Below are 22661 nucleotides of genomic sequence, written 5' to 3' on the forward strand. Positions count from 1 at the left end.
TAAATAAATAACTAAAAACAATGTCTAAAAAGTTATTCTTAAATGTTGTGCTTCTGCTGATAAGCATAAGCATCAACGCTCAGACCGCCATCAAGGGTAAGGTGTTTGATGGAGCTATGAACAACGAGCCGATGATTGGCGCGAGTGTTCAGGTGCCAGGCACCAGTGTTGGAGGAGTCACCGATTTGGACGGTGCTTTCTCGTTCACCCTGCCACAGGGCAAGTCTGTCATTCAGGTTTCGATGGTCGGATATAAGACCCAAGTGATTAACGTAAAGGGCAAGTCGTACGTCGAGGTGACTCTTAAGGAGGATGCCGAGGTGATGGACGAGGTGGTTGTCATCGGCTATGGTACGATGAAGAAGCGCGACCTCACAGGCTCAATGACCCAGATTAAGAGCGACGAGCTTATGAAGGGCGGTACCACAGACGTGGCTCACGGTCTGCAGGGTAAGATTGCCGGTGTCAACATTTCGCAGAACGACGGTTCGCCGGGTGCCGGTGTGAGCATCACTGTGCGTGGAGCCAACTCGTTCACAACATCGTCGCAGCCGCTCTACATCGTCGATGGCGTTCCTTATGGCACCGACCCTAACGGTGCTCCGAAGAGTGGTGCCAACGATGGCAACAACCAATCGACTTCGCCTCTGTCAATGATCAATCCTAACGACATCGAGAAGATTGAGGTGTTGAAGGACGCTTCGGCTACAGCCATATATGGTTCGCGTGGTGCCAATGGCGTTGTCATCATCACCACAAAGCGCGGACAGAAGGGCGACGGCAAACCGAAGGTGGAGTTCAACGCAAAGTGGAGCGTTTCTAATATCGCCAAACGTGTCAATGTGCTCGACGCTCGCACATACGCTCTCTATCAGAATGAGGCTGCCGAGAATAGCCGCTACTACGAGGGAGGCACACAGAAGAATCCATATACTGGCGAGTGGGAATATCCCTACGTTGGCAATGGCTACGTGTACAGCAAGGGTACGTACAATCCTTCGCCCGACGACTTTCTCAATCCCGGCATACGTCAGGACGAGTATGGCAACATCGACGAGGTGGCAGGTGCCGACTGGCAGGACGAGATTTATCGCACCGGATGGCAGCAGGACTACAGTCTCAGCGTAAGTGGAGGCAGCGACCAGGGATGGTACAGCTTCTCGGGCAACTATACCACACAGGACGGTATAATACGCAACACTGGTTTCGACCGCTACGGCGTGTCGCTCAATATTGGCAGACACATCAACAAGTATCTGGAGATTGGTGCAAGCTCGTTCTTTACTAACACCGTGACAAACTTTCAGCGCACCAATTCGGAGAATACGGGCATCATTCGTTCGGCCCTTATCTTCCCGTCTACATACGGAGTACACACCTCTACCGAACAGCTCGACGAGCTTAACTGGCTCGCAGCCAACCCATACAATTACGTACATGGCGCCAAGGACGAGCTGAAGCAGATTTCATGGTTCTCAAGTTCGTATCTTGAGGCTAAGATTACATCATGGCTTAAGTTCCGCCAGAACCTCGGTCTTGGCTACAACGACAGCCATCGTGGCACCTACTATGACCGTCACACCCAGGAGGGTAAGGCTCCCAACAACGGCAAGGGCGGTAAGGCATCCAACATTTGGAAGAGTATGACAGCCGAGAGCATCCTCACCTTCGACAAGACATGGGGTATGCACGCCATAAATGCAGTGGCTGGTATGACATTCGAGAAGGGAACAGGCGAGACAGAATCAATGACTGCCACCAATTTCCCTTCTGATATGACCAAGGATGCTGATATGTCGTTGGCTCTCGATCGTGCTGTAATAGCTTCGAGCAAGACCCAGCAGACTTTGGAATCGTTCCTTGCACGTATCAACTATACGCTCAATGGCAAGTATATGTTTACGGGTAGTGTGCGTACTGACGGCAGTTCAAGCTTCGCCAAGAACCATAAGTGGGCTACATTCCTTTCAGGAGCCTTTGCATGGCGTGCCAGCGACGAGGCGTTCATCAAGAATCTCAACATATTCAGCAACCTTAAGTTCCGCCTTAGTTATGGTGAGACGGGTAATCAGGGCATCGGTGCCTATCGCACACTGAGCATACTCAATGCTGCCAACTATCCTTACAACGGAACATTGCAGAACGGCTTCTCGCTCATCGACTGGCGCGGACCTACCAATCCCGACCTTAAGTGGGAGACAACTGCACAGTTCAACGCCGGTATCGACTTCGGATTCTTCGACAACCGCTTGCAGTTTACTGTCGACTACTATTACAAGAAGACACGCGACCTCTTGCAGAACGTAACCATTCCGGCAAGTTCGGGCTTCGGACAGATGCTTATCAATTCGGGCAATGTCACCAACGAGGGTCTTGAGTTTACACTCAACTATGCTGTGCTGACAAAGACTCCAGTGAAGTGGAACATCTCAGCCAACCTCGCAATGAACCGCAACCGTATTGGCGGACTCGAAGGCGACCAGTATGCTACAGCTCTTTGGAGCAAGGCCGATCAGATGTACTTGCAGCGCAACGGATGTCCGATAGGTACTATCTTCGGATATGTAGAGGACGGATTCTACGACAACATTGCCGAGGTGCGCTCGTTCAAGGAGTATGCCAACCTCTCCGACCGAGAGGCTCTGAAGCATGTGGGCGAGATAAAGTATCGCGACCTCAACGGCGACGGCTACATCACAGAGAAAGACCGCACCATCATTGGCAATACCAATCCCGACTTCACCTACGGCTTCACATCCAATCTGTCGTGGAAGAACTTCAACATTTCGTTCATGATGCAGGGCAGTCAGGGCAACGACATTTTCAACTATAACCTCACCGACATTCAGATGGCCAATATTGGCAACATCACCGTCGATGCCTACAATTCGCGTTGGACACCCGAAACTGCAGCAACAGCCAAGTGGCCTAAGGCTACAGCAGGCTATACACGTACATGGCTGATGAGCGACCGATTCATCGAGAACGGCAGCTATCTTAAGATGAAGTATATCACACTGGGTTATGACTTCGTTCATCCCACCAAGTTCATCGAGAAGATTGGCCTTACATTCACTGCCAACAACCTCTTCACCATAACCAACTACAGCTGGTTTGACCCCGATGTGAATGCAGGTGGCAACAATGCAGCTTGTCCTGGTGTCGACAGCTACTCTTATCCAAGTTCGCGCAGCTTTGCATTCGGACTGAACATCGTTTTCTAACAATCTAAAGATTCATACAAAATGAAAAAGAATATATTATCCGTCCTCACCCTTGCAGCTGCGGCTCTGTGCTTCACAAGCTGCGAGAGTTGGATAGAAGAGAATCCCGACGGACAAATCACCGAAGAAAAGGTGGGCGACAGCGAGGAAGCTGCCAAGTCGTGGGTGACTGGTGTGTACAGCAAGTGGATTTACGACATGTTCTGCTGGGGTTACTTCCCGCGTGTACTGGAGATTGATGCCGACTATATATCTGGTCCCGACTGGATGTTCAACAAGTTTGGTACTGGCAACTTCCAGGGTGAGAACGACGTTACCGACGCTCTGTGGAAAGGTTGCTACGGACTCATTGCCCGTGCCAACAAGGCAGAGAACCGCATCGAAGAAATGCGCAACATCACCGAGGCACAGAAGAACAACTTCATTGGTGAGGTGCGCTTCCAGAAGGCGCTTGCCTACTTCCTGCTTGTACGTGCCTACGGTGAGGTGCCCATTCAGGCCAACGACTCGAAGTATGAGAACATAAGCCAGCCACGCCAGTCGGTCGACAAGGTTTACGAATACATCACTTCCACATTGGAGTCGGCAGCAACTATGATGTACAAGAATACCGACGCTGCATGGCAGGCAGGTCATGCTTCTGCCGGATCGGCTGCCGGACTGCTTGCCAAGGTGTATGCCACAGAGGCTGCATCGGCTATGCCTGCCGGAACAGAGATTACAATACGTTCGGGCAAGACATATAATGGTTCGGGTGACACACAGACCTATGCCCCCTTGCGCAGCATAACGCTGCAGAAACAGGCTGTAAGCGGATACGAACAGCTTGACGCTAAGGCTCTATACAAAAAGGCTGCCGACTGGGCTAAGGACGTAATCGACGGCAAGTACGGTTCGTACGAACTGCTTGCTTACGACAATCTGTGGAAGAAGGTCAACGCTACGGCAAGTGAGTTTATGTTCTCTGTAGGCAGTGTAAGCGGCGATGCCACCTACAAGAACGCCATACATACACAGTATGCAGGCTATAAGACGGCTGCAGGTTCCGACTTTATTCAGGAGGGTGGATGGATTGGCTGTACACGCCACTGGTACGACCTCTTCGACCACGACGATCTGCGCATCGTTAAGGGCGTGAAGCACCGCTGGCGTGCCTACACTCAGGAGCAGTCGAACTCTGGTTTCTACTATCCTAAGGACGAGGAATACACACTCAAGGCCACGGGTTACAACCTCAACGGTGAGAAAGTGGCAGATCCTACGGGTATATATGCCGACGGCGTTAGCTACTACTATTCGATGGACTCGCAGTGTCTGGCGTTCACCACTAAGTATGACGATGTCACAAATGATGCCATTAAGGATGCCGACTGTAACTGGTCGTTCCTTCGCTATGCCGACGTACTGCTCGTTTATGCTGAGGCTGAGAACGAATTGGGCAACAGCGATGAGGCTGTGAAGTATCTCAATAAGGTACGCGAGCGCTCTAATGCCACTGAGGCAGTGCTCGAAGGCAATGGAGCGCTCGACACACAGCTCAAACGTCGTTCGGCTATCATCGAGGAACGTGCCAAGGAGTTTGCATGCGAGGGCGACCGCCGCTGGGATCTCATTCGTTGGGGCATCTATCTCGACGCAATGAACGCTCTTGAAGGTTCTGACGACTCGGGTGTGAGCAAGGTGCGCCAGTCGCGTTGTCTGCTCTATCCGCTTCCCGCTTCGGAGATTAATACCAACAAGTATATCACGAAGAACAATCCGGGATGGAACTAAGGAGTTACGAGTTAGGAATTACGAATTACGAGTTACGAATTAGGAGTTTTGAATTTTGAATTATTTAGGACAAATGAAATACAATAGATTTCACATAAGAGCAATTGCAGCCATATTTGCGGCTGCAACGCTCTGCGTGTCGCTTGCTTCGTGCGACGACATCGTCGATTTCAACGACGGATATACCGCTGCCGACAAGATGGCTAATGCCGGAGCGCCCGAGATAAAGGCTGTCTACAACATAGGTGACATTGAACTCACAACGCCTATCACTCAGGCGGAGATTGGTACGATGGTGCGCATTGAGGGTAAGAACCTCAATAACGTCAAGTCGATAACTTTCAATACTGTGCCTGTGGTGCTCGACGACATCTATACGGCTTCCACTTACGCCAATGTGCGTGTGCCCGAGACACTGTCGTTCGAACATGTAAACAAGATTGAATACACTACCGACCGTGGTTCGGCTTCATTCGACTTCGTTGTGCCGTTCCCGTCGCTTACCGTTGGCTGTCTTGACAACGAGTTTGCCAATGCTGGCGGAACAGTTACGCTGAACGGTGCCAACTTCGATGTTTATGAGTTCGGCTCGCAGTCGAAGGTGTTTGTGGGCGACAAGGAAACCACAGTGAGCAACGTAACAAAGCAGTCGATGACGATACAGATACCCGAAGGCACTCCCGACAACTCGCTCATCACGCTGAAGTGGTCGGCAAGCGACGGCTCGGCACAGACTGTCAGTCTGCCGTTCCGCCCGACAAGCAACCTTCTGTATGCCGACTTCGACGGTGTATCAATCAACAAGGACGGTGCTCTGAACGTAGAAATTGAGGGCGACGATGCCACATCGACAGCTTCTTCGGCTCTCGGACACAAGCATCTGCACTTCACTGGCAACTTCGCAGCATGGGCGTGGAACACCTACGACATCAGCTGCAATATGATTGACGCTGGCGACATGACAAATCTCGACGACTATGTACTGAAGTTTGAGGTGCTCAACACCAAGGATCATCCGCTTACAGAGGCTACAGGCCTGAAGTTCTGCTTCAACTGGGGCGACTCTTACGCATGGAATCCTGCCGATGGCGCAGGCATTAATACCTTCGGCAACTGGCAGACCGTAACCCTTCCGCTTGCTCCGATGGCAACCAAGGGCATCAGCGCTGCCGGATCATGGCAGACATTGCGAATCACAATGCAGCCCTCGGCAGCCTACAATGCCGACTTCTGTATAGGAAACATACGTATCGTTAAGAAATAATCGGTTGAAAGTTGAGGGTTGTAATTATCTATGGTAATTATAACTCTCAACTTTCAATCATCAATTATCATTTTTCAATTCTTATTATTCAACTTAAATAAACTAAAACAGTATGAAAAGATTTTTTACTTCTACAATCATGTTTTTCATGTGCTGCGTATTTATGTCGGCAGCCACAACAGTACTCTTCGAAGGCAAGCAGGCGCTCGACTGGAGCGACGGCGTGCAGATTGCAGGAACTAAATTGGCGGATGCTTAGGTTGGCGACGTCATCGTTGTAACAACAGAGAACGGCGGATTCAAGCTTGTTGCCAACTATCCTTGGACCGAGCTGCTCGTAAGCTCTGAGCCAACCGGCAGTTATACCATTACAACCGAAACGCTCGAAGCTATCAAGTCGAACGGTATACGTGTGCAGGGTGGCGAGTATGTCAATCTGCTCAAGGTGGAACTCACATCTGAAGCTCCGCAGCCTGCTGAGAAAACTGTTGTTGCCACATTGCTCGATACACCTGCTACAATAGGCACCTGGGACCTAACTGTAGAGGTTGCAGGTTCGCTCTTTGCCGAGGCTGGTGTAAAGGAAGGTGACTTTGTGCGCATCAATTACACCACTGAGGGCGACGCACAGATACAGCTCTGCGCCAACAGCCCCAAGTGGCACAACATTCTCGATTGCACAGACCTCTCTGCCAGCAAGACTGTATTCGACCTGAAACTTACAGCGCAGATGATTACCGACATCGAGGCCGATAAGCTCTACATCCAGGGCAAGAACTTCACTGTCAACAGCGTGCAGATTGTGCGTGAGGTGGCAACAGCCATCAGCCATATCACTACATCTGCCAAGGCCGATAATGCAATCTATTCGATTGACGGACGCAAGCTTAACGCCGTTCCGCAGCACGGACTCTACATTATGAACGGCAAGAAGCACGTAGCGCGCTGATAAGTTGTGATGAACGAAATACGATATTGTAATATGTAACTTTAGCCATATTAATATAACATTTATAGTGAGCCACTCTGTTTGAAATAACGGGGTGGCGTTTTTGTTTTCTCGCGTAGTTGCAATAAATTCCTACCGAGAGAGTAAAAAACCAATCATAAAACCCTAAAAAAAACAATACATTAAACACTAATAATTAATCTTTAAAAAAATGTAGTCCTTTTGCCCTTCAAAAGGATTCGTTTTGGAAGGCAAAAGGATTCGTTTTGCAATGAAAAAGGGCCCCTTTTGGAGTGCAAAAGGAGCCCTTTTTAAAGGTAATTGTTTTGATGTTGAATTACAATCGTTAGAATTCTGTTACTCAGCTGTTTCGAGCAGCAGCACTCGGCTTGCCCATTCGTTGGCCTTGCCCCAGTCTGCATTATGACCGTAAGGAATCTCCAGGCCGTTCTGCATGAGATATTCGCCTGAGAAAGTCTTGCCCTCGAAGGCGAGCGGAGTCTTGTCGATGCGGTTGAGCTCGGTGATGCGGTAGCGCTTCTGCGGGTCGAGTCCAGCCATAGGAATACGTGGCAGGTGCTGGTTGCAGAACGACTCGGTCTTCCACCAGAAGAACACAGCCTTGTCCTTAGCGTCTGTCACGTACATGAGCGATGCCACACCCTTCTTCTCGTAGGGCGACTGCAGGCGATAAAGGTCGCCGAACTGCACTATTGGACGGATGCGCTTATAGTCGGCTATAGCCTTGCGACACTGGTCCTTGTCGGCTTCGCTCAGCACCTTAGGCTGTATCTCCATGCCGAGACGTCCGCTCATAGCCACGTCGGTGCGATACTTCAATGGCACGGTGCGGGCTGTCTGATGGTTGGGAGCGTTGGAGATGTGGGATGCCATGGCTATGGCAGGGAAGAAGTAGCTGGTTCCCCACTGCATATATACGCGCTGAAGGGCGTCTGTATTGTCACTGGTCCAGAACTCGTCGAAGTATGGCAGTGTGCCCCAGTTGACACGTCCGCCACCCGATGCGCAATCCTGTATGGTCAGTTTGGGATATTTGGTGCGGATGCGCTGCAGCACCTTCTCAAAGCCGCGGTGATATTCGATGAAGAGGTGGCTCTGGTTGTTGGCTGTGAGATACTGCGATCCGTGGTTAGAGATGTTCATGTTGGCGTCCCACTTGATGTAGTCAATCTCAGGATACTTGGTCATCATGTCGTCGACGATGGAGAACACGAAGTCCTGCACCTTTGGGTTGCCGAGGTCGAGCACTACCTGCGTGCCGCCACGTCCGCACTTAAGGTCGCGGTGGGGAGCCTTTATAACCCATTCGGGATGCTTCTCGAAGAGTTCGCTCTTGGTGTTGGACATCTCCGGCTCGAGCCAAATACCGAACTTTATGCCCAGCTTCTTGGCTTCGGCAAGGAGTCCCTCAATGCCGTGAGGCAGCTTCTGCTTGTCTACAACCCAGTCGCCCAGCGCACAGTTGTCGATGTTACGCTTGTACTTATTGCCAAACCATCCGTCGTCCATGACGAACAGTTCGCCGCCCATCGACTTGATGTCTGCCATCATCTGCGCCATCTCCGGCTCCTTGATGTTGAGATATACGCCCTCCCAAGAGTTAAGCAGAATCTTGCGTTCGCGGTTGCCGTTCATCAGCTTATACTCTCGTCCCCAACGGTGGAAGTTGCGGCTCACTCCGCTCATTCCCTCTTTGCTGTAGGAGAAGGCTGTGACGGGAGTGGTGAAGGTCTCGTTCTTGGCGAGATGATACTCTGAGTTGTACTCGTCGATGCCTGCAAAGAACTGGTGATACTCCGACTCGTCGGTCACGGTGCGCAGCTTGTAGTTGCCCGAATAGCAAATGGCGGCACCGATAACACGGCCCGTGTTCTCCCGTCCCTTGCCGTCGAGCGAGAACATTACTTCGCCGCGTGATGTGTGGGCGTTGCGTGTTCCGTCGCGGTTTTCAATGACGAATGTGCCGGGCTTCAGCTCCTCTTCCGACAGCTGTGCCTCGTTGGCCCAAGCACCGTAGAAGTGCGACATCCATACGTTGCCACGACGTATGGGCAGATAGGCTGAGTCAAACTGCGAGAGGGTGACGGTAGACTTCTCGCCGTTGCTTATCTCGGTCCACATCTCGATAATGTCCACATCGTTGTAGGCACGGTAGCACACGGTGACGTAGAAGGGATATACGCGGTCTTTGAGCTTCACTTTGAGCACTTTGGCGTTCTTTTCGGTTGTAGTGGTGTAGCTATCAACATCCATCTCAAGAGTCATGTTGCCGTCGGCATGGCGCACCGAGAGTGCAGCAGCCGATTCGCCTATCATGCCATACACCGGATAAGCGTCCTTGCCAGCCGTTCCGCCAGCCTGGAGTGTGGCTATGTCGGCATCCGCCAGCTTGTCGCCATAATACACGAATTTGAATGCTCCGCCCTTGGTGGCGTCCACTACGAGCGATGTCTTGGGTGTAGACACGCTGATATTCTCGGCATTGGCAGCGCCCGAAAGCATCATCAGCGCCAATGCCGGAAGAAAAATACGTTTAGGATATTTTCCCATAGCTTTGTTTGATTATTTGTTTTTTGTTTTAAGTTTTATAGTTCGACTGCAAAATTATCAAAAAACGGTCAATCGCATTGGCATTATCTTGCCAACGTATGACACAATCTTGCGAGCCTAAACTATAATCTTGGTCTTGAGGTATTTCTCGCGAAACTCTCTCGGACTGCATCCCTTGTGCTTGCGAAACAGGCGGTTGAAGTTGCTGAGTGTGTTGAAGCCGCAGTCGTAGCATATCTCGCTGATGCTGTCGGTGGTGTCGACGAGCTTGCGGGCAGCCACACCAAGGCGCATCTCAACCACATAGTCGCTGAGAGTCTTGCTTGTACGAAGCTTGAAGAACCGGCTGAACGATGTGGCAGACATGCCTACGAGGTCGGCAAGGTCGGCAAGGCGGATTTCTTCGGTGAAATGATTGCTTATGTAGTCCTTCACCTTGAGTATGCGACGGCTGTCGCTGTCGACATCTACCTTGGCAAACGACGACGTGGCAAGCTCGCGCGTATCGCCGGCAAGCGACAGCTCGTAGAGTATGGTCATAAACTTTATGACCGAATAAAACTTGTCCTGGGTTGACGAAAGAGTGTCGATGAGCGGCCTGACCTTGTCTATCACTTCCTGTGAAAACGCCACTCCGTTGCGTGCCTTCTCAAACAAGTGCTTGATAGGCAGCAATGGTGTGCGGCCGAAAAGACTGTCAGAGCTGTCGAAGTCGAAGAAGAACTGTATCGTAACCTCGCGTATCTCCTCGCTGTGGCAATCGCCTTGCAGCCATACGTGCTCAAGGTCGGGGCTTGTTATGAGCACAAGGTCGCTGTTGCCTATCGTCTGGGTGTTGTCGCCGACGATACGCACCACTCCCTCTCCGTTCTCTACATAGTTCAGTTCAAACACTTCGTGCTTGTGTATTGGATAGGTAAATTCTTTCTTACGTCTGTCAGCCACGTACATGAAGTCCTTTTCGTGCAGCGGCGGCAGTTCGCGCAGTACTCTTTCGTTCATAGTTATGCAAATTTACCAATATTTTTAATATAAGCAAATATTCATCGTGTTTTTTTGTGGCTAACCTTATTAAAAGAGATATAGGGCGTATTATTGCAATAATTTTGGTTTGTATTGTAGCGTAGTATCAAGTATTTTCATTAAATTTGCAAATCGAATATTGAAAAACGACTGTACGAAACTAATAAAATATTAATATGATAGACGTAAAAGAAACATTGAACAGCGCCGAGGAGCGCATGGAAATGGGTGCAATGTACCTTGAGGAGCAGCTTGCACGCATCCGTGCCGGACGTGCCAACGTGGCAATTCTTGACGGCATTCGAGTTAGTTCATGGGGTTCGATGGTGCCATTGAACCAGGTAGCCAACGTTACTGTGCCCGATCCACGCACTATCGCTATCCGTCCTTTCGACAAGAAGCAGATCCGCGAGATTGAGAAGGCTATCATGGATAGCGACGTAGGCATCACTCCCGAGAACAACGGCGAGATTATCCGCCTTGGCATTCCTCAGCCTACAGAGGAACGCCGTAAGGAGCTTGTCAAGCAGTGCAACAAGATTGGCGAGCGCACTAAGGTGGAGATTCGCAATGCTCGTCAGGAGACAAAGGACAAGCTGAAGAAGGCTATCAAGGACGGTCTGTCTGAGGATTTGGAGAAGGACGCTGAGGGCGAACTCCAGAAGATTCACGACAAGTTTGTCAAGAAGGTAGATGACCTGCTCGCTGCAAAGCAGAAGGAAATCATGACAGTATAGTATTGAATGCAAGGTTTAGTAATAAAGAACACGGGCAGCTGGTACACTGTGCGCACTGACGACGCGCAGAATGTAGACTGCAAGATAAAGGGCAACTTCCGCCTTAAAGGCATACGCAGCACCAATCCCGTTGCTGTGGGCGACCGTGTGGAGATTGTGCGCAATCAGGAGGGCACGGCTTTCATTACTGCCATTTGCGACCGTCGCAACTATATCATACGCAAGTCGCAAAACCTGAGCAAGCAGAGCCACATCATTGCTGCCAATGTCGACCAGGCTTTCCTTATCGTCACGGTCAACTATCCGCAGACAAGCACCATTTTTATCGACCGCTTTCTTGCCACTGCCGAGGCTTACAGCGTTCCGACGGTGCTCGTGTTCAACAAGACCGATATCCTCTCGGACGAAGAACGCCACTATCAGGAGATGATGATGACGCTCTATCGTACGATTGGCTACGAGTGTGTGGCTGTGTCGGCCACTACGGGACTGGGTATGGACAGCATACTGCCTATGCTGAAGGACAAGATTACATTACTCAGCGGCAACAGCGGTGTGGGCAAGTCTACCTTCATCAATCATATCCTTCCCGGTGCCAATCTGCGCACGTCGTCGATTTCCGACGCTCACAACACGGGTATGCACACCACTACATTCTCTGAGATGCTGCCGCTTCCCGAGGGTGGATGGATCATCGACACTCCGGGCATCAAGGGTTTCGGAACGTTCGATATCGAACCCGAAGAGCTGACAAGTTACTTCAAGGATATATTCCACTTCTCGAAGGACTGCCGATTCAACAACTGTACGCACACTCACGAACCGGGTTGTGCCGTGCTGAAAGCCGTTGAAGAGCATTACATAGCTGCATCACGCTATCAGAGCTATCTCTCGATGCTTGAGGATAAGGACGAAAACAAATACCGCGAAGCTTATTAAGCCTCGCGGTTTTTTGTTTTTGTAATATTACTTGACGGCTGTTGCCGTCAGTTTCTTCAATGTATTTTGCAGTAGTGTGATACTTGGATTCTTCAGCACTACTCTTTTCTCTTCGTCAAGCAGATATACCGACGGTACCGACTTGATGTAGTATATGTCGTCGGTGGTGATTTGTCCGTCGGGACTGTAGCCTTCGGTCCATGTGGCGGGCATGCGTGATGTCTTCGTCTTCCACATTTCGGAGTCGCTATAGGGGTATATGGCGAGCACGCTGATGGCTGGCGATGATGTTTCGGGCATTGCCGCTATCTGTGCGGCGGTTTCGTGACAGTGGTCGCAGTCGGGATCGTAGAAATATAATAAGGTGTATTTTGCTTTCAGATTGTGCAGCTGGTGCAGCTGGTTCTTGCGGTCGATGTACACGAAGTCGGTGGCTGTGGTGCCTGGAAGATTCTTCTTCAGGTTGCGTGCCATGTATTCGTTGCGTGTGCGTTCGGCCATTGAGGCAAACTTATTTGCCGACATGACGTCGAGAAACTGGGCGTAGAGCAAGTCGTTGTGTAGCGGCGATTCCGAATCGCCCAAATATTTCTCGGTCAGTGTGGCGAAGTATTCGCGTATGCGTTCGGGTGTATTGCTGTCGTCAGCATTAGCTGGCTTGATGTTGTAGAGGTGGTCGGCAAATGCCTTTATGCCGAGAGTGGCAGTCGATGGAGCCACACGCGGCAGCAGGTCGATGAAATTGGCAAATCCTTGTTCGGTCGTTTCGGGACGGTGCATGAGTGTTGTGTCGGCAAAGTTGAATCGGTCCCAGTAGTGCTCCATTACATACAAGGCACGCGTCTCGGCAGTGCGCAATGTGTCGGGCACTGTAGGGTAGGGGAATCCATCGGTCTGTTGTGCTGTAGCATTGGTGCATATCAGCATGGCTGTGGCTACGGCTATGACTGTGAATAATGATTTGCTCATGTCTGTTCGGATATGGAAAATGCCGCAACAATCCATTCTTCGTTTTGGATGTTGCGGCATTTTGTATTATATTAATTACTGCATGTCGTAAACTACCTGCATGAGCTTCTTGCCCAGTGCGTCAGCCTCTTCCATTGTAGCAGCCTCGCTGTATACACGGATGATAGGCTCGGTGTTCGACTTGCGCAGGTGAACCCACTTGTCGGGGAAATCAATCTTAACGCCGTCGATGTCAGTAATCTTCTCTTCCTTGAACATTTCCTTCACCTTCTCGAGGATTGCGTCGATGTCGGTAGACGGGGTGAGGTCGATGCGGTTCTTGGCAATCTGATAGCTTGGGAATGTAGCACGCAACTCGCTTGCTGTGCACTTCTTGTGAGCCAGTGAAGAGAGGAACAGAGCGATACCTACCAATGCGTCGCGACCGTAGTGGCTCTCCGGATAGATAACACCACCGTTGCCCTCGCCGCCGATAACGGCGTGCTCTGCCTTCATCTTAGTTGTAACGTTAACCTCGCCTACAGCCGATGCAGCGTATACGCCACCGTGCTTCTCAGTTACGTCGCGCAGAGCGCGTGTAGAAGAGAGGTTGCTTACGGTGTTGCCCGGTGTGTGTGAGAGTACGTAGTCGGCTACGCTTACGAGTGTGTATTCCTCGCCGAACATCTCGCCGTTCTCGCAGATGAAAGCCAGACGGTCAACGTCGGGGTCAACAACGATACCGAGGTCGTACTTGCCGCTCTTCATCTCGTCCATGATACCCTGAAGATTCTTCTCCAATGGCTCTGGGTTGTGAGCGAAGTCGCCGTTAGGTGTGCCGTTGAGTATTGTGAACTCTACGCCGAGAGCCTTAAGGAGTTCGGGCAGGATAACACCACCAACGCTGTTGATAGCGTCAACACATACCTTGAACTTAGCGTTCTTGATAGCCTCTACGTCAGCCAACTTGAGGTCGAGTACGCTCTGGATGTGACGTGCGTCCATAGAGTCGTCGCGTGTATAGTGGCCCAGATTGTCAACGTCGGCATAGTCGAAATCTTCCTTCTCGGCAATTTCGAGAACCTCGTTGCCGTTCTCCTTTGTCAGGAATTCGCCCTCGCTGTTGAGCAGCTTCAGAGCGTTCCACTGACGTGGGTTGTGGCTTGCTGTTATGATGATACCACCCATAGCGCCAGTCCAGCGTACAGCCAGCTCTGTAGTAGGAGTTGTAGCGAGGTCGATGTCGATAACATCAAGTCCCATACCCATAAGAGTACCGCACACGATGTTGCGCACCATGTCGCCAGAGATACGTGCGTCGCGACCAACTACTATCTTGCCGCGTCCTTCGGTCTTGGCATTGCGCTTCATGAATGTAGCGTAGGCAGTTGTAAACTTAACGATGTCGAGCGGATTGAGTGTGTCGCCCGTAGGTCCGCCGATAGTACCGCGGATACCAGAAATTGACTTGATTAGTGTCATAGTAATGATGTTTTAAATGATTGACTTTAGTCTTTAGTATGTTGGCGGCTGTTGTTGAGTGACCGCCGATTCTGCAATTATGCTCCCTGCTGGTATGTTATCTCGTACATGCACGGATAGACATTCTGCGAGGCATTGCTTTGTCCCATTGAGTGCGGAACAATCAGTTTCACCTTGGCAATCTCATCGGTTGCTGATGCCGGACGGCCAAGCTTGATATAAGTCAGCGGAACGAGCCATCCCGAAGGAACAGCTGTTGAGCTGTATGTATTGTACATCAGACTGCTTTCTTTGTCGAATGTGCCAGAGAATGTACCTGATGTATTCTTCACTGTCATTTTTTCTACCAACCAGTTGTATGAGTAGATGTTGGTGCATTGCAGTGTCGAGTCTGATTCAAGAATGTTGTACTCGTTGAATCGGCACAGTATCTTTTCGGTCTTGCCGCTTTCCAGTTTCTTGCCGCATCCCTCGCGCACAATCTGCATATATACGCCAGTGCCTTCAAACAGCACCCATTCGTTTTTGTCAACGTTTGTGGTCTGGTTTTGTGCGTTGAATACATCCTCAGATATGACCTTTATCTTTTGGTTGGCAATGTATCGGTTTATAGCCGAGCGTTCCTTCTTTTTCATGTCGGCATAAGTTTCGCTGTCGCTACACGAAGCAAGAGCCACAATGGCTAAGAGTGTGAGCGCTAAGAATTTTAACGTCTTCATCAATTGCTTTTTCTTTTTTATTTGATTGAAATCACTAATTATCGTACAAAAGTACAAAAATTATATGTAATGTCACCTTGGGTTGACAATATTTCACGTTTTTTATTTCGTGAGCAGGTCTTTGTATTGCTCAAACGCATTTCTCACTATGCGTTCAGCCTCGTCGAGCGAGCAGTAGAGTCTGCCGCCGCTGGCGTTGAGATGGCCGCCGCCGTTGAAGAAGTCGGCTGCCATCTTGTTGCAGGGGAAGTCGTCTACCGAGCGTAGCGACACCCAGATGGTGTTGTCGCGACGGTCGTCCTCGCGCAGCGAAACCGACAGGCGCATGCCTTTTATCTTCAGTGGTTCGTTGACAAGCCCCTCAGCGTCACCCTTGATGAAGTGGAAGTCGCGCATGTCGCGGCGCGAGATGGTGAAGTAAGAGGCATGAATGTCGCCAAACACGTTCAGCTTCTGGCTCATCAGATAGCCGCGCAGACGTATTGCCCATGGGCTGAAGTTGTTGAACACGTTGCGGTATATCTTGTCCTTGTCGATGCCCTTGGTCAGCAGTTGGCTGACGATGTAGAATATCTCGGGGCGTGTAGAGTTGTATGTGAATCCGCCCGTGTCGGTCATCATGCCGCAATATATGCATGCAGCACACTTGCGCGACATCTCTTCGAATCCGCCCAACTGCCATATTATACGGAACACGAGTTCGGAGGTGCTCGACATGTGCGGGTGCGACACGGTCAAGACTGTGTCCATGCGTGGGTCGAGGTGGTGGTCGATCATTATCTTCTTGGCAGGCGACTGCTCCAGAGCGTCCTTCATCTCGTCTACACGGTCGGTGCCGTTGAAGTCGAGGCAGAATACGAGGTCGGCTGAGGCAAGCATCGGGTCGGCCTTGTCGGCAGCGTGCTTGTCGTAGCGTATGATGCGCTCGGTGCCGGGCATCCACTGAAGAAAGTCGGGATAAGCGTCAGGCACAATGATTTCGGGGTTCTTGCCGAGTGAGCGCAGATAGTCGGCCCATGCGAGCGACGATCCGATAGCATCGCCGTCAGGCGACTTATGACAACAAATAATAATGTGTTCGGCTGTGTTGATATATGCCTTGAGTGATTCGGCTTCCGCCGCGGTTAATAATTCTATGCCCATTGTTTAAATAATGTATTGGCTGCAAAGTTACAAATTAAGTATGGTACAGCCAACTTTTTTTTATTTTTGCAACTTTTTTTTGTAGCTTTGCGTCAAATATACGATTAATAATTAATATTTAGTATTATGATGACAGCAAAACGTATCTTTTCATTCATTGTCTTGGTGACGATGAGTGTTGCATGCATAGCATGCTATTCGAGCAAGGATCTGAAGGCAGACCGTTCTTTCGCGAAACGTGTAGTTAAGGTTGGCTATTTCTGCAAGATTGAGTCGTACACCTCGGCTGATATAAAGTTTGTTCAAGGCAAGACATCGTCGGTGCGTATTGAGGGAACCAAGAGTCTGGTAGACAATCTCGACATAAAGCAGAATGGCGAGACTCTTGTTGTTACAACTAAAGGTCGTGGAATGAGGATAGTCGGTCCGGCGCGCCTCACCGTATATGTATCGTCGCCCGACATTACTTCTGTCTATCTGAAAGGATCGGGCAATTTTGAAGCGCAAAGCAATATTGACACTGACGCTCTCAATGTAGAACTCTCTGGTTCGGGTGATGTCGACCTGCGCAAGGTGTTGTGCGACAATATATCGTTGCGCTTGCGTGGCAGCGGTGATGTTGAAGCGCAGGCTGTAGACTGTGCTGTGGCAAACTTCGAACTGCTTGGCAGCGGCGACCTTGAGGTGAAGATGCTGAAGGCACGCAATGCAAATGCAGCACTCAGAGGCTCGGGCGATCTTGACGCTACGCTCAAAGGTGTAGCCGACGTGAAGGCTTCGTTGCAAGGCAGTGGCGACCTCGATCTTGACTTCATCAATTGTGGCAATGCCGATATTGACCTGCGCGGCAGTGGCGACGTAGAGTTGAAGGGAACGTTGCGCACGCTCAACACCTCAAAGAAAGGTTCGGGCGACATCGACCGTTCTCAGTTGCGTTTGGCACGATGATGCAACGGCATAAAAACAAAAGAGGTTGGTGCAGGAAGCTACCAACCTCATAACTGTTGATTTCGTAAAAATCGAAATCATCAAAAAATGATAACGCAAATATATAGCTTATATTCGAACAAAACAAATATTTGCGGTTAAAAAGTGGATTATTTAACAAAATAAGCTAATTTTGCAAGTTGTTAAGCATAAAACAATGGCAATGCCTGCATTGAACGCTGCGGACATTGCCATTATTTTAATGTATGTAAAATTGATTACGAAAATTATTAATTCAGACTATTATTAAATTTGTATGGGAAGAAACAAATATTCTGATTCCGAGATTCAGGGCATTGCCAAGCTCCTGCGACTGAAGAACTGTGCCAACCGTGCCAAGCAGAAGGAGATTCGCCATAAACTGCGCGTCGAATACGAGTTCAACATCTCCGACTTCAACGTGCCGGGACGTGCCTTTGGCGAGCAGGAACTGTATGACGCCATACATCGTGGCGCCATACGTATACTCGACGACCAGACCATAGCCGACATGAAGGCAAAGCGTGCACGCGACCGTGAGCGCGACGAGGCTGCCCGAATGCAGGACGCTGTGGCTGCTGGCGAACAGACCGACTGGCAGGAGGCTATGAAGCAGTGGCAGGAATGGGAGGCAAGCGAGATTAGCAAGATAGACAAGTAGTCTACAGCTTCACCTGCACTGCCGCTGGATATATACGGCATGGGTCACCGAATGTAGCCACGCTTTCTGCCATGTTCTGAATGTTTGTCTTGAGTTTGCCTGCAAACACCTTATGTCCGTTGACAATAATAGTTACCTTGCGGTTCATGTCTACCAGATGCTCGTCGAGGAACACGGTGAACTGCAGGTCGTTGGCTTCCGAGTAGTGGCGCTGTATCTTCATGTCGATAGTGTGCCAGTAGGGGTCGGTCTCCAGAATCTCGTATCTCACGGTCTTCACTGTTATGTTGACGGTATTGTCGACGATGTCCATTGTGTATGTGGAGCGCGACATCGAGTCGAGAGCTGGGCGCTTGTCAACACGCAGATTGTAGAATCCTTGGCGGTGGCGTCCGTGCATTGCAAAGTCCTCCCACATCATGTGCTTGGGGTAGGGGTTGCGTGTAAACTCGCTCAACCATGGTGTCGTGGGGCGATAGTCAATCTGATGGGCGCATTTGGGCACCAGTTCGATGCGGTGCTTGAACTGGTCGGGGTGCAGAGCCTGCAGACTGTCAAACGCCAGTTTGGTCTCGTAGGTGAAGCGGTTGCGGAAGAACATCTGGTCGTACTCGCCGGTGAGGAATGAGAATCCGATGTTGGCGCAGTTCTCTACAGGAGCGTTGCGCAGCGGTTCGCCGCCAGCCATTGGTCCGGCAGCCGCCAGATAGTCGGCATAGAATGAAGCCAGACGCTGCGAGCCGTATCCGCCTTCCGAGATGCCGAACATATATATACGGTTGGGATTTATTTCGCTCGAGAGCATAGCCATGCGCAGCAGTTTCTCCCATGCCCATTGCTTCGACTGCTGCCACCAGCGGTAGTAATTGCCCTCATTAGGTATCTGTGGTATGAAGTAAGCTGACGGCGAGTCCTTGAACATCTGTGCAAGCTTCAGCCCCGTTGTCCACTCCTGCGCCTTGGGTCCCGAACCGTGCATGTATACAAACAGGGGCAGTCCGTTGGCTGGCACAGTCTCGCCGGCTGCCACTTTCTTGCCATAATAATACGGCATTGTGGCGTTCGGTTCAAGCTGTGCAGGCAACTGCCATTTGCCGGTCTTGGCATCCGACAGGTTTGGCAGGTTCACCATTATGTTCTTGTCCTGTGCGTTGTTGGCGCGCTTCCATGCCTCCCAAACCATAGTTCTCGACGAGGCTACGTCAGCCGTCTTTACCTTGGCGTTGCAGTTGAGCTTGGCATCCTTGCCAGCCAGACGCTCGCCGAAATAATTCTCAATTTCTTTAGCAGTATTCTTGTTGTCGGATTTGGCAGCTGCCGTTGCGTGTGTGCCAAATCCCAGTGTGGCTGTAAGCAAAGCCACGCCCAGTGTCTTGATTAAAGACCTGTTGTAGATTGTTTGTTTTACGAAAGGTTTCATTTTTATGGTTATTGTATTTATTTGGCTGTAAAGGTAAATATTAATTTTCAATTCATCACGTGTATTCATATATAAATATACATTTTCATCTCAACAATTAATCTATAAAACCACAACGTTGTCGATTTTTATTCGTAAATTTGCCATATATAACAATATGTAAACAATAAATATAGTTCCACTATGAGATATCTTGACCCTAAAGCCGACCTCACATTCAAGAAGATATTTGGTGAGCATAAGGATTTGCTCATCAGTCTGCTTAACGCCCTGCTGCCATTGGCTGATGACGAGCAGATAAAGAGCGTTGAGTATCTGTCGCCTGAACTTGTGCCCGACACTTACGTAGGTAAGAACAGTATTGTTGACGTGAGATGTCGTGATGTGAAAAACAGGCAATTTATTGTAGAAATGCAGATGCTGTGGACAGAGGCGTTCAAACAGCGTGTGCTGTTTAATGCTTCCAAGGCTTTTGTGCGTCAGCTTGACAAAAAGCGCAAGTATGAAATGTTACAGCCTGTATATTCGCTCAATCTTGTCAACGAGACTTTCATGAAGGAATATCCGGATGAGTTTATCCATAACTACAATGTTGTGCACGAACTGCATAGCGACGAGATTATCGACGGACTTCATTTCACATTCGTGGAGCTGCCAAAATTCCAGGCTCATTCCATCAAAGAAAAGAAAATGGCTGTGCTGTGGCTTAGATTTCTGACAGAGATAGATGAGCATACAAAGGAAGTTCCGCAAGAACTGTTGGACAATCCCGAGACCTCTAAAGCACTAAAGGCTGTAGAAGAATCAGCAATGTCGAAAAATGAGCTTCTTGCCTACGACGACTTTTGGGACAAACTCGGTGCAGAACGCTTGCTTTTTGTCGATTCTAATAGGAGAAGCATGGAGGAAGGCAGAGCTGAAGGCAGAGCGGAGGGCAGAGCGGAAGGACGTGTTGAGATTGCCAGAAATTTATTAAATATGGGAATGTCAATTGACGACATTGCAAAAGCAACTGGTCTGCAGAAACAGGAAATTGAACGATTGAATCCAGTTGTATAAATAAAATGGGAAAGCCTCGAAAATAAAATGAGGGTGTGTCAAAACAAATTGACACACCCTCATTGCTTTATGTATAGTCTTAGAGACAATAATCTCTTCAGCCTTTTTACCTTTTTACTCTTTTACCTTTTTACTCTTCTTAGAATTCACTTGTGAAGTGGAACTTGATGTGCTTGAAGTCCTGCTGAGCCATAGACAGCACGTAGCCAGAGTCGGCAAGGAATACATCGCGTCCGTCGCGGTCCTTGGCCATATACTGATACTTGCGCTTCTTGAACTGGTCGAGTTCATCAGCGTCGTCGCTCTCTATCCAGCAGGCCTTGTGCAGATGAACTGGCTCCCAACGACACTTGGCGTTGTACTCGTTCTCCAGACGATACTGAATTACCTCAAACTGCAGCTGACCTACGGTGCCGATAATCTTACGACCGTTAAACTGGTTGACAAACAGCTGTGCCACACCCTCGTCCATGAGCTGGTTGATACCCTTCTCAAGCTGCTTTGCCTTCATTGGGTCGTCGTTCTCGATATACTTGAACATCTCTGGCGAGAACGAAGGTAGTCCGCGGAAGTGCAGCTTCTCGCCCTCAGTCAGTGTGTCGCCAATCTTGAAGATGCCGTTGTCGGGCAAACCTACGATGTCGCCTGGCCATGCCTCGTCGATGGTGCTCTTGCGCTGAGCCATAAACTGGGTGGGCGAAGAGAAACGCAGAGTCTTGCCCTGACGCACATGCAGATAGGGCTTGTTGCGCTCAAACTTGCCGCTGCACACCTTGCAGAAAGCGATACATGAGCGGTGGTTGGGGTCGATGTTGGCAGTAATCTTGAAGATGAAGCCCGTAAACTTTTGCTCCTCAGGCTCTACGGTGCGCTCCTCAGCCTTGGTAGGCTTTGGCGACGGAGCAATCTTTACGAAGCAGTTGAGCAGTTCCTGCACACCGAAGTTGTTCAATGCCGAACCGAAGAATACAGGAGCCACCTCGGCTGAGCGGTATGTCTCAACGTCAAACTCGGGATATACGCCGTCAATCAGTTCTACGTCGTCGCGCAGCTGCTTGGCATCCTGCTCACCGATGTGCTCTTCAAGTTCTGTAGAGTTGATGTCAACCTCCACCTTTTCAGTCACGCGCTGCTTGTCGGGCTTGAAGAGGTCGAGCTTGTTCTCGTAGATATTGTACACACCCTTGAACTTGACACCGATGTTGATAGGCCATGACAGCGGGCGCACGCTGATCTGAAGTTCCTCCTCCAGTTCGTCGAGCAAGTCGAACGGGTCGCGACCCTCGCGGTCCATCTTGTTGATGAATATGATAACCGGAGTGTTGCGCATGCGGCACACCTCCATCAGCTTACGTGTCTGAGTCTCCACACCCTTGGCTCCATCCACTACAATGATGGCTGAGTCGACAGCTGTAAGAGTGCGGTATGTGTCCTCGCAGAAGTCCTGGTGGCCCGGAGTGTCAAGAATATTGATTTTGTAGCCCTCGTAGTCGAACTCCATAACCGACGTTGACACAGAGATACCACGCTGCTTCTCGATTTCCATCCAGTCGGACGTAGCCGACTTGCGTATCTTGTTGTTCTTTACTGCACCTGCCACCTGTATCTGGCCGCCAAAGAGAAGGAACTTCTCGGTGAGCGTAGTCTTACCTGCGTCAGGGTGTGAAATGATGGCGAAAGTTCGCCTGCGTTCTATTTCCTGGTTCATAATATACGTTTTGGACTGCAAAGTTATACAAACTATTGCACATAAAAACACGCTTGCCTGATTTTTTGACTTTTA

The 22661-nt window shown here is 49.9% G+C and carries 18 protein-coding genes; 10 read left to right on the forward strand and 8 right to left on the reverse strand.

All coding sequences use genetic code 11. The features are described 5' to 3' along the window. Positions 1 to 20: 20 nt before the first annotated feature. The 5 genes from I6E38_RS04535 to I6E38_RS04555 all read left to right on the forward strand — a co-directional run bounded on the left by I6E38_RS04535 (position 21) and on the right by I6E38_RS04555 (position 7210). Positions 21 to 3224, forward strand: a complete 3204-nt coding sequence (locus I6E38_RS04535) for a SusC/RagA family TonB-linked outer membrane protein (RefSeq protein WP_235392898.1) — start codon at positions 21 to 23, stop codon at positions 3222 to 3224. A 21-nt stretch (positions 3225 to 3245) separates the two neighbouring features. Further along, entirely contained in the window at positions 3246 to 4997 is a 1752-nt protein-coding gene (locus tag I6E38_RS04540) for a RagB/SusD family nutrient uptake outer membrane protein (RefSeq protein WP_235392899.1), read from the forward strand. 73 nt (positions 4998 to 5070) lie between these two features. Further along, positions 5071 to 6261, forward strand: coding sequence for a glycan-binding surface protein (locus I6E38_RS04545; protein ID WP_235392900.1), 1191 nt, complete (start codon positions 5071 to 5073; stop codon positions 6259 to 6261). A gap of 112 nt (positions 6262 to 6373) precedes the next feature. Continuing rightward, the gene (locus tag I6E38_RS04550) at positions 6374 to 6520 is read left to right on the forward strand and encodes a hypothetical protein (RefSeq protein ID WP_235392901.1); all 147 of its coding nucleotides are present in this window, start codon (positions 6374 to 6376) and stop codon (positions 6518 to 6520) included. 153 nt (positions 6521 to 6673) lie between these two features. Then, a complete protein-coding gene (locus tag I6E38_RS04555; RefSeq protein ID WP_235392902.1) occupies positions 6674 to 7210 on the forward strand; it encodes a hypothetical protein in 537 nt (178 codons plus the stop codon). 357 nt (positions 7211 to 7567) lie between these two features. Here I6E38_RS04555 and I6E38_RS04560 read toward each other — a convergent pair whose 3' ends face one another. Both I6E38_RS04560 and I6E38_RS04565 read right to left on the reverse strand, forming a co-directional pair. Continuing rightward, positions 7568 to 9781: an alpha-galactosidase gene (locus I6E38_RS04560; protein WP_235392903.1), complete on the reverse strand. Its 2214-nt coding sequence runs from the start codon at positions 9779 to 9781 to the stop codon at positions 7568 to 7570. A 117-nt stretch (positions 9782 to 9898) separates the two neighbouring features. Beyond that, positions 9899 to 10783 (reverse strand): AraC family transcriptional regulator, encoded by an 885-nt coding sequence (locus tag I6E38_RS04565; RefSeq protein ID WP_235392904.1) that lies wholly within the window; start codon positions 10781 to 10783, stop codon positions 9899 to 9901. 197 nt (positions 10784 to 10980) lie between these two features. Here I6E38_RS04565 and frr point away from each other — a divergent pair, with 197 nt between their 5' ends. Together frr and rsgA are read left to right on the forward strand one after the other, a co-directional pair. Next, entirely contained in the window at positions 10981 to 11541 is a 561-nt protein-coding gene (frr, locus tag I6E38_RS04570; RefSeq protein ID WP_235392905.1) for a ribosome recycling factor, read from the forward strand. A gap of 6 nt (positions 11542 to 11547) precedes the next feature. Next, complete coding sequence (rsgA, locus tag I6E38_RS04575; RefSeq protein WP_235392906.1) at positions 11548 to 12480, forward strand: ribosome small subunit-dependent GTPase A; 933 nt, start codon at positions 11548 to 11550, stop codon at positions 12478 to 12480. Positions 12481 to 12507: 27 nt separating this feature from the next. Here rsgA and I6E38_RS04580 read toward each other — a convergent pair whose 3' ends face one another. From I6E38_RS04580 to I6E38_RS04595, 4 genes are all read right to left on the reverse strand, one after another. Beyond that, positions 12508 to 13449: a DUF5106 domain-containing protein gene (locus I6E38_RS04580; protein ID WP_235392907.1), complete on the reverse strand. Its 942-nt coding sequence runs from the start codon at positions 13447 to 13449 to the stop codon at positions 12508 to 12510. A gap of 75 nt (positions 13450 to 13524) precedes the next feature. Further along, the gene (glmM, locus tag I6E38_RS04585; protein WP_235392908.1) at positions 13525 to 14910 is read right to left on the reverse strand and encodes a phosphoglucosamine mutase; all 1386 of its coding nucleotides are present in this window, start codon (positions 14908 to 14910) and stop codon (positions 13525 to 13527) included. A gap of 77 nt (positions 14911 to 14987) precedes the next feature. Then, the gene (locus tag I6E38_RS04590) at positions 14988 to 15629 is read right to left on the reverse strand and encodes a BamK family beta-barrel-assembly machinery protein (RefSeq protein ID WP_235392909.1); all 642 of its coding nucleotides are present in this window, start codon (positions 15627 to 15629) and stop codon (positions 14988 to 14990) included. A 102-nt stretch (positions 15630 to 15731) separates the two neighbouring features. Then, a complete protein-coding gene (locus tag I6E38_RS04595) occupies positions 15732 to 16772 on the reverse strand; it encodes a DHH family phosphoesterase (protein WP_235392910.1) in 1041 nt (346 codons plus the stop codon). Between the two features lie 126 nt (positions 16773 to 16898). Between I6E38_RS04595 and I6E38_RS04600 the strand changes: the two genes are divergently transcribed. Next, the gene (locus I6E38_RS04600) at positions 16899 to 17720 is read left to right on the forward strand and encodes a GIN domain-containing protein (RefSeq protein ID WP_235392911.1); all 822 of its coding nucleotides are present in this window, start codon (positions 16899 to 16901) and stop codon (positions 17718 to 17720) included. A 295-nt stretch (positions 17721 to 18015) separates the two neighbouring features. Beyond that, positions 18016 to 18399, forward strand: a complete 384-nt coding sequence (locus tag I6E38_RS04605; RefSeq protein WP_235392912.1) for a hypothetical protein — start codon at positions 18016 to 18018, stop codon at positions 18397 to 18399. Position 18400: 1 nt separating this feature from the next. On the opposite strand, the gene I6E38_RS04610 is transcribed toward I6E38_RS04605, so the two are convergent. Continuing rightward, positions 18401 to 19819, reverse strand: a complete 1419-nt coding sequence (locus tag I6E38_RS04610; RefSeq protein ID WP_235392913.1) for a hypothetical protein — start codon at positions 19817 to 19819, stop codon at positions 18401 to 18403. 183 nt (positions 19820 to 20002) lie between these two features. Here I6E38_RS04610 and I6E38_RS04615 point away from each other — a divergent pair, with 183 nt between their 5' ends. Continuing rightward, positions 20003 to 20878: an Rpn family recombination-promoting nuclease/putative transposase gene (locus tag I6E38_RS04615; RefSeq protein ID WP_235392914.1), complete on the forward strand. Its 876-nt coding sequence runs from the start codon at positions 20003 to 20005 to the stop codon at positions 20876 to 20878. Between the two features lie 139 nt (positions 20879 to 21017). Here I6E38_RS04615 and I6E38_RS04620 read toward each other — a convergent pair whose 3' ends face one another. After that, positions 21018 to 22586, reverse strand: coding sequence for a peptide chain release factor 3 (locus I6E38_RS04620; protein ID WP_235392915.1), 1569 nt, complete (start codon positions 22584 to 22586; stop codon positions 21018 to 21020). Positions 22587 to 22661: the final 75 nt, after the last annotated feature.

The organism is Leyella stercorea, assembly GCF_021531355.1.
Classification (GTDB): Bacteria; Bacteroidota; Bacteroidia; order Bacteroidales; family Bacteroidaceae; genus Prevotella.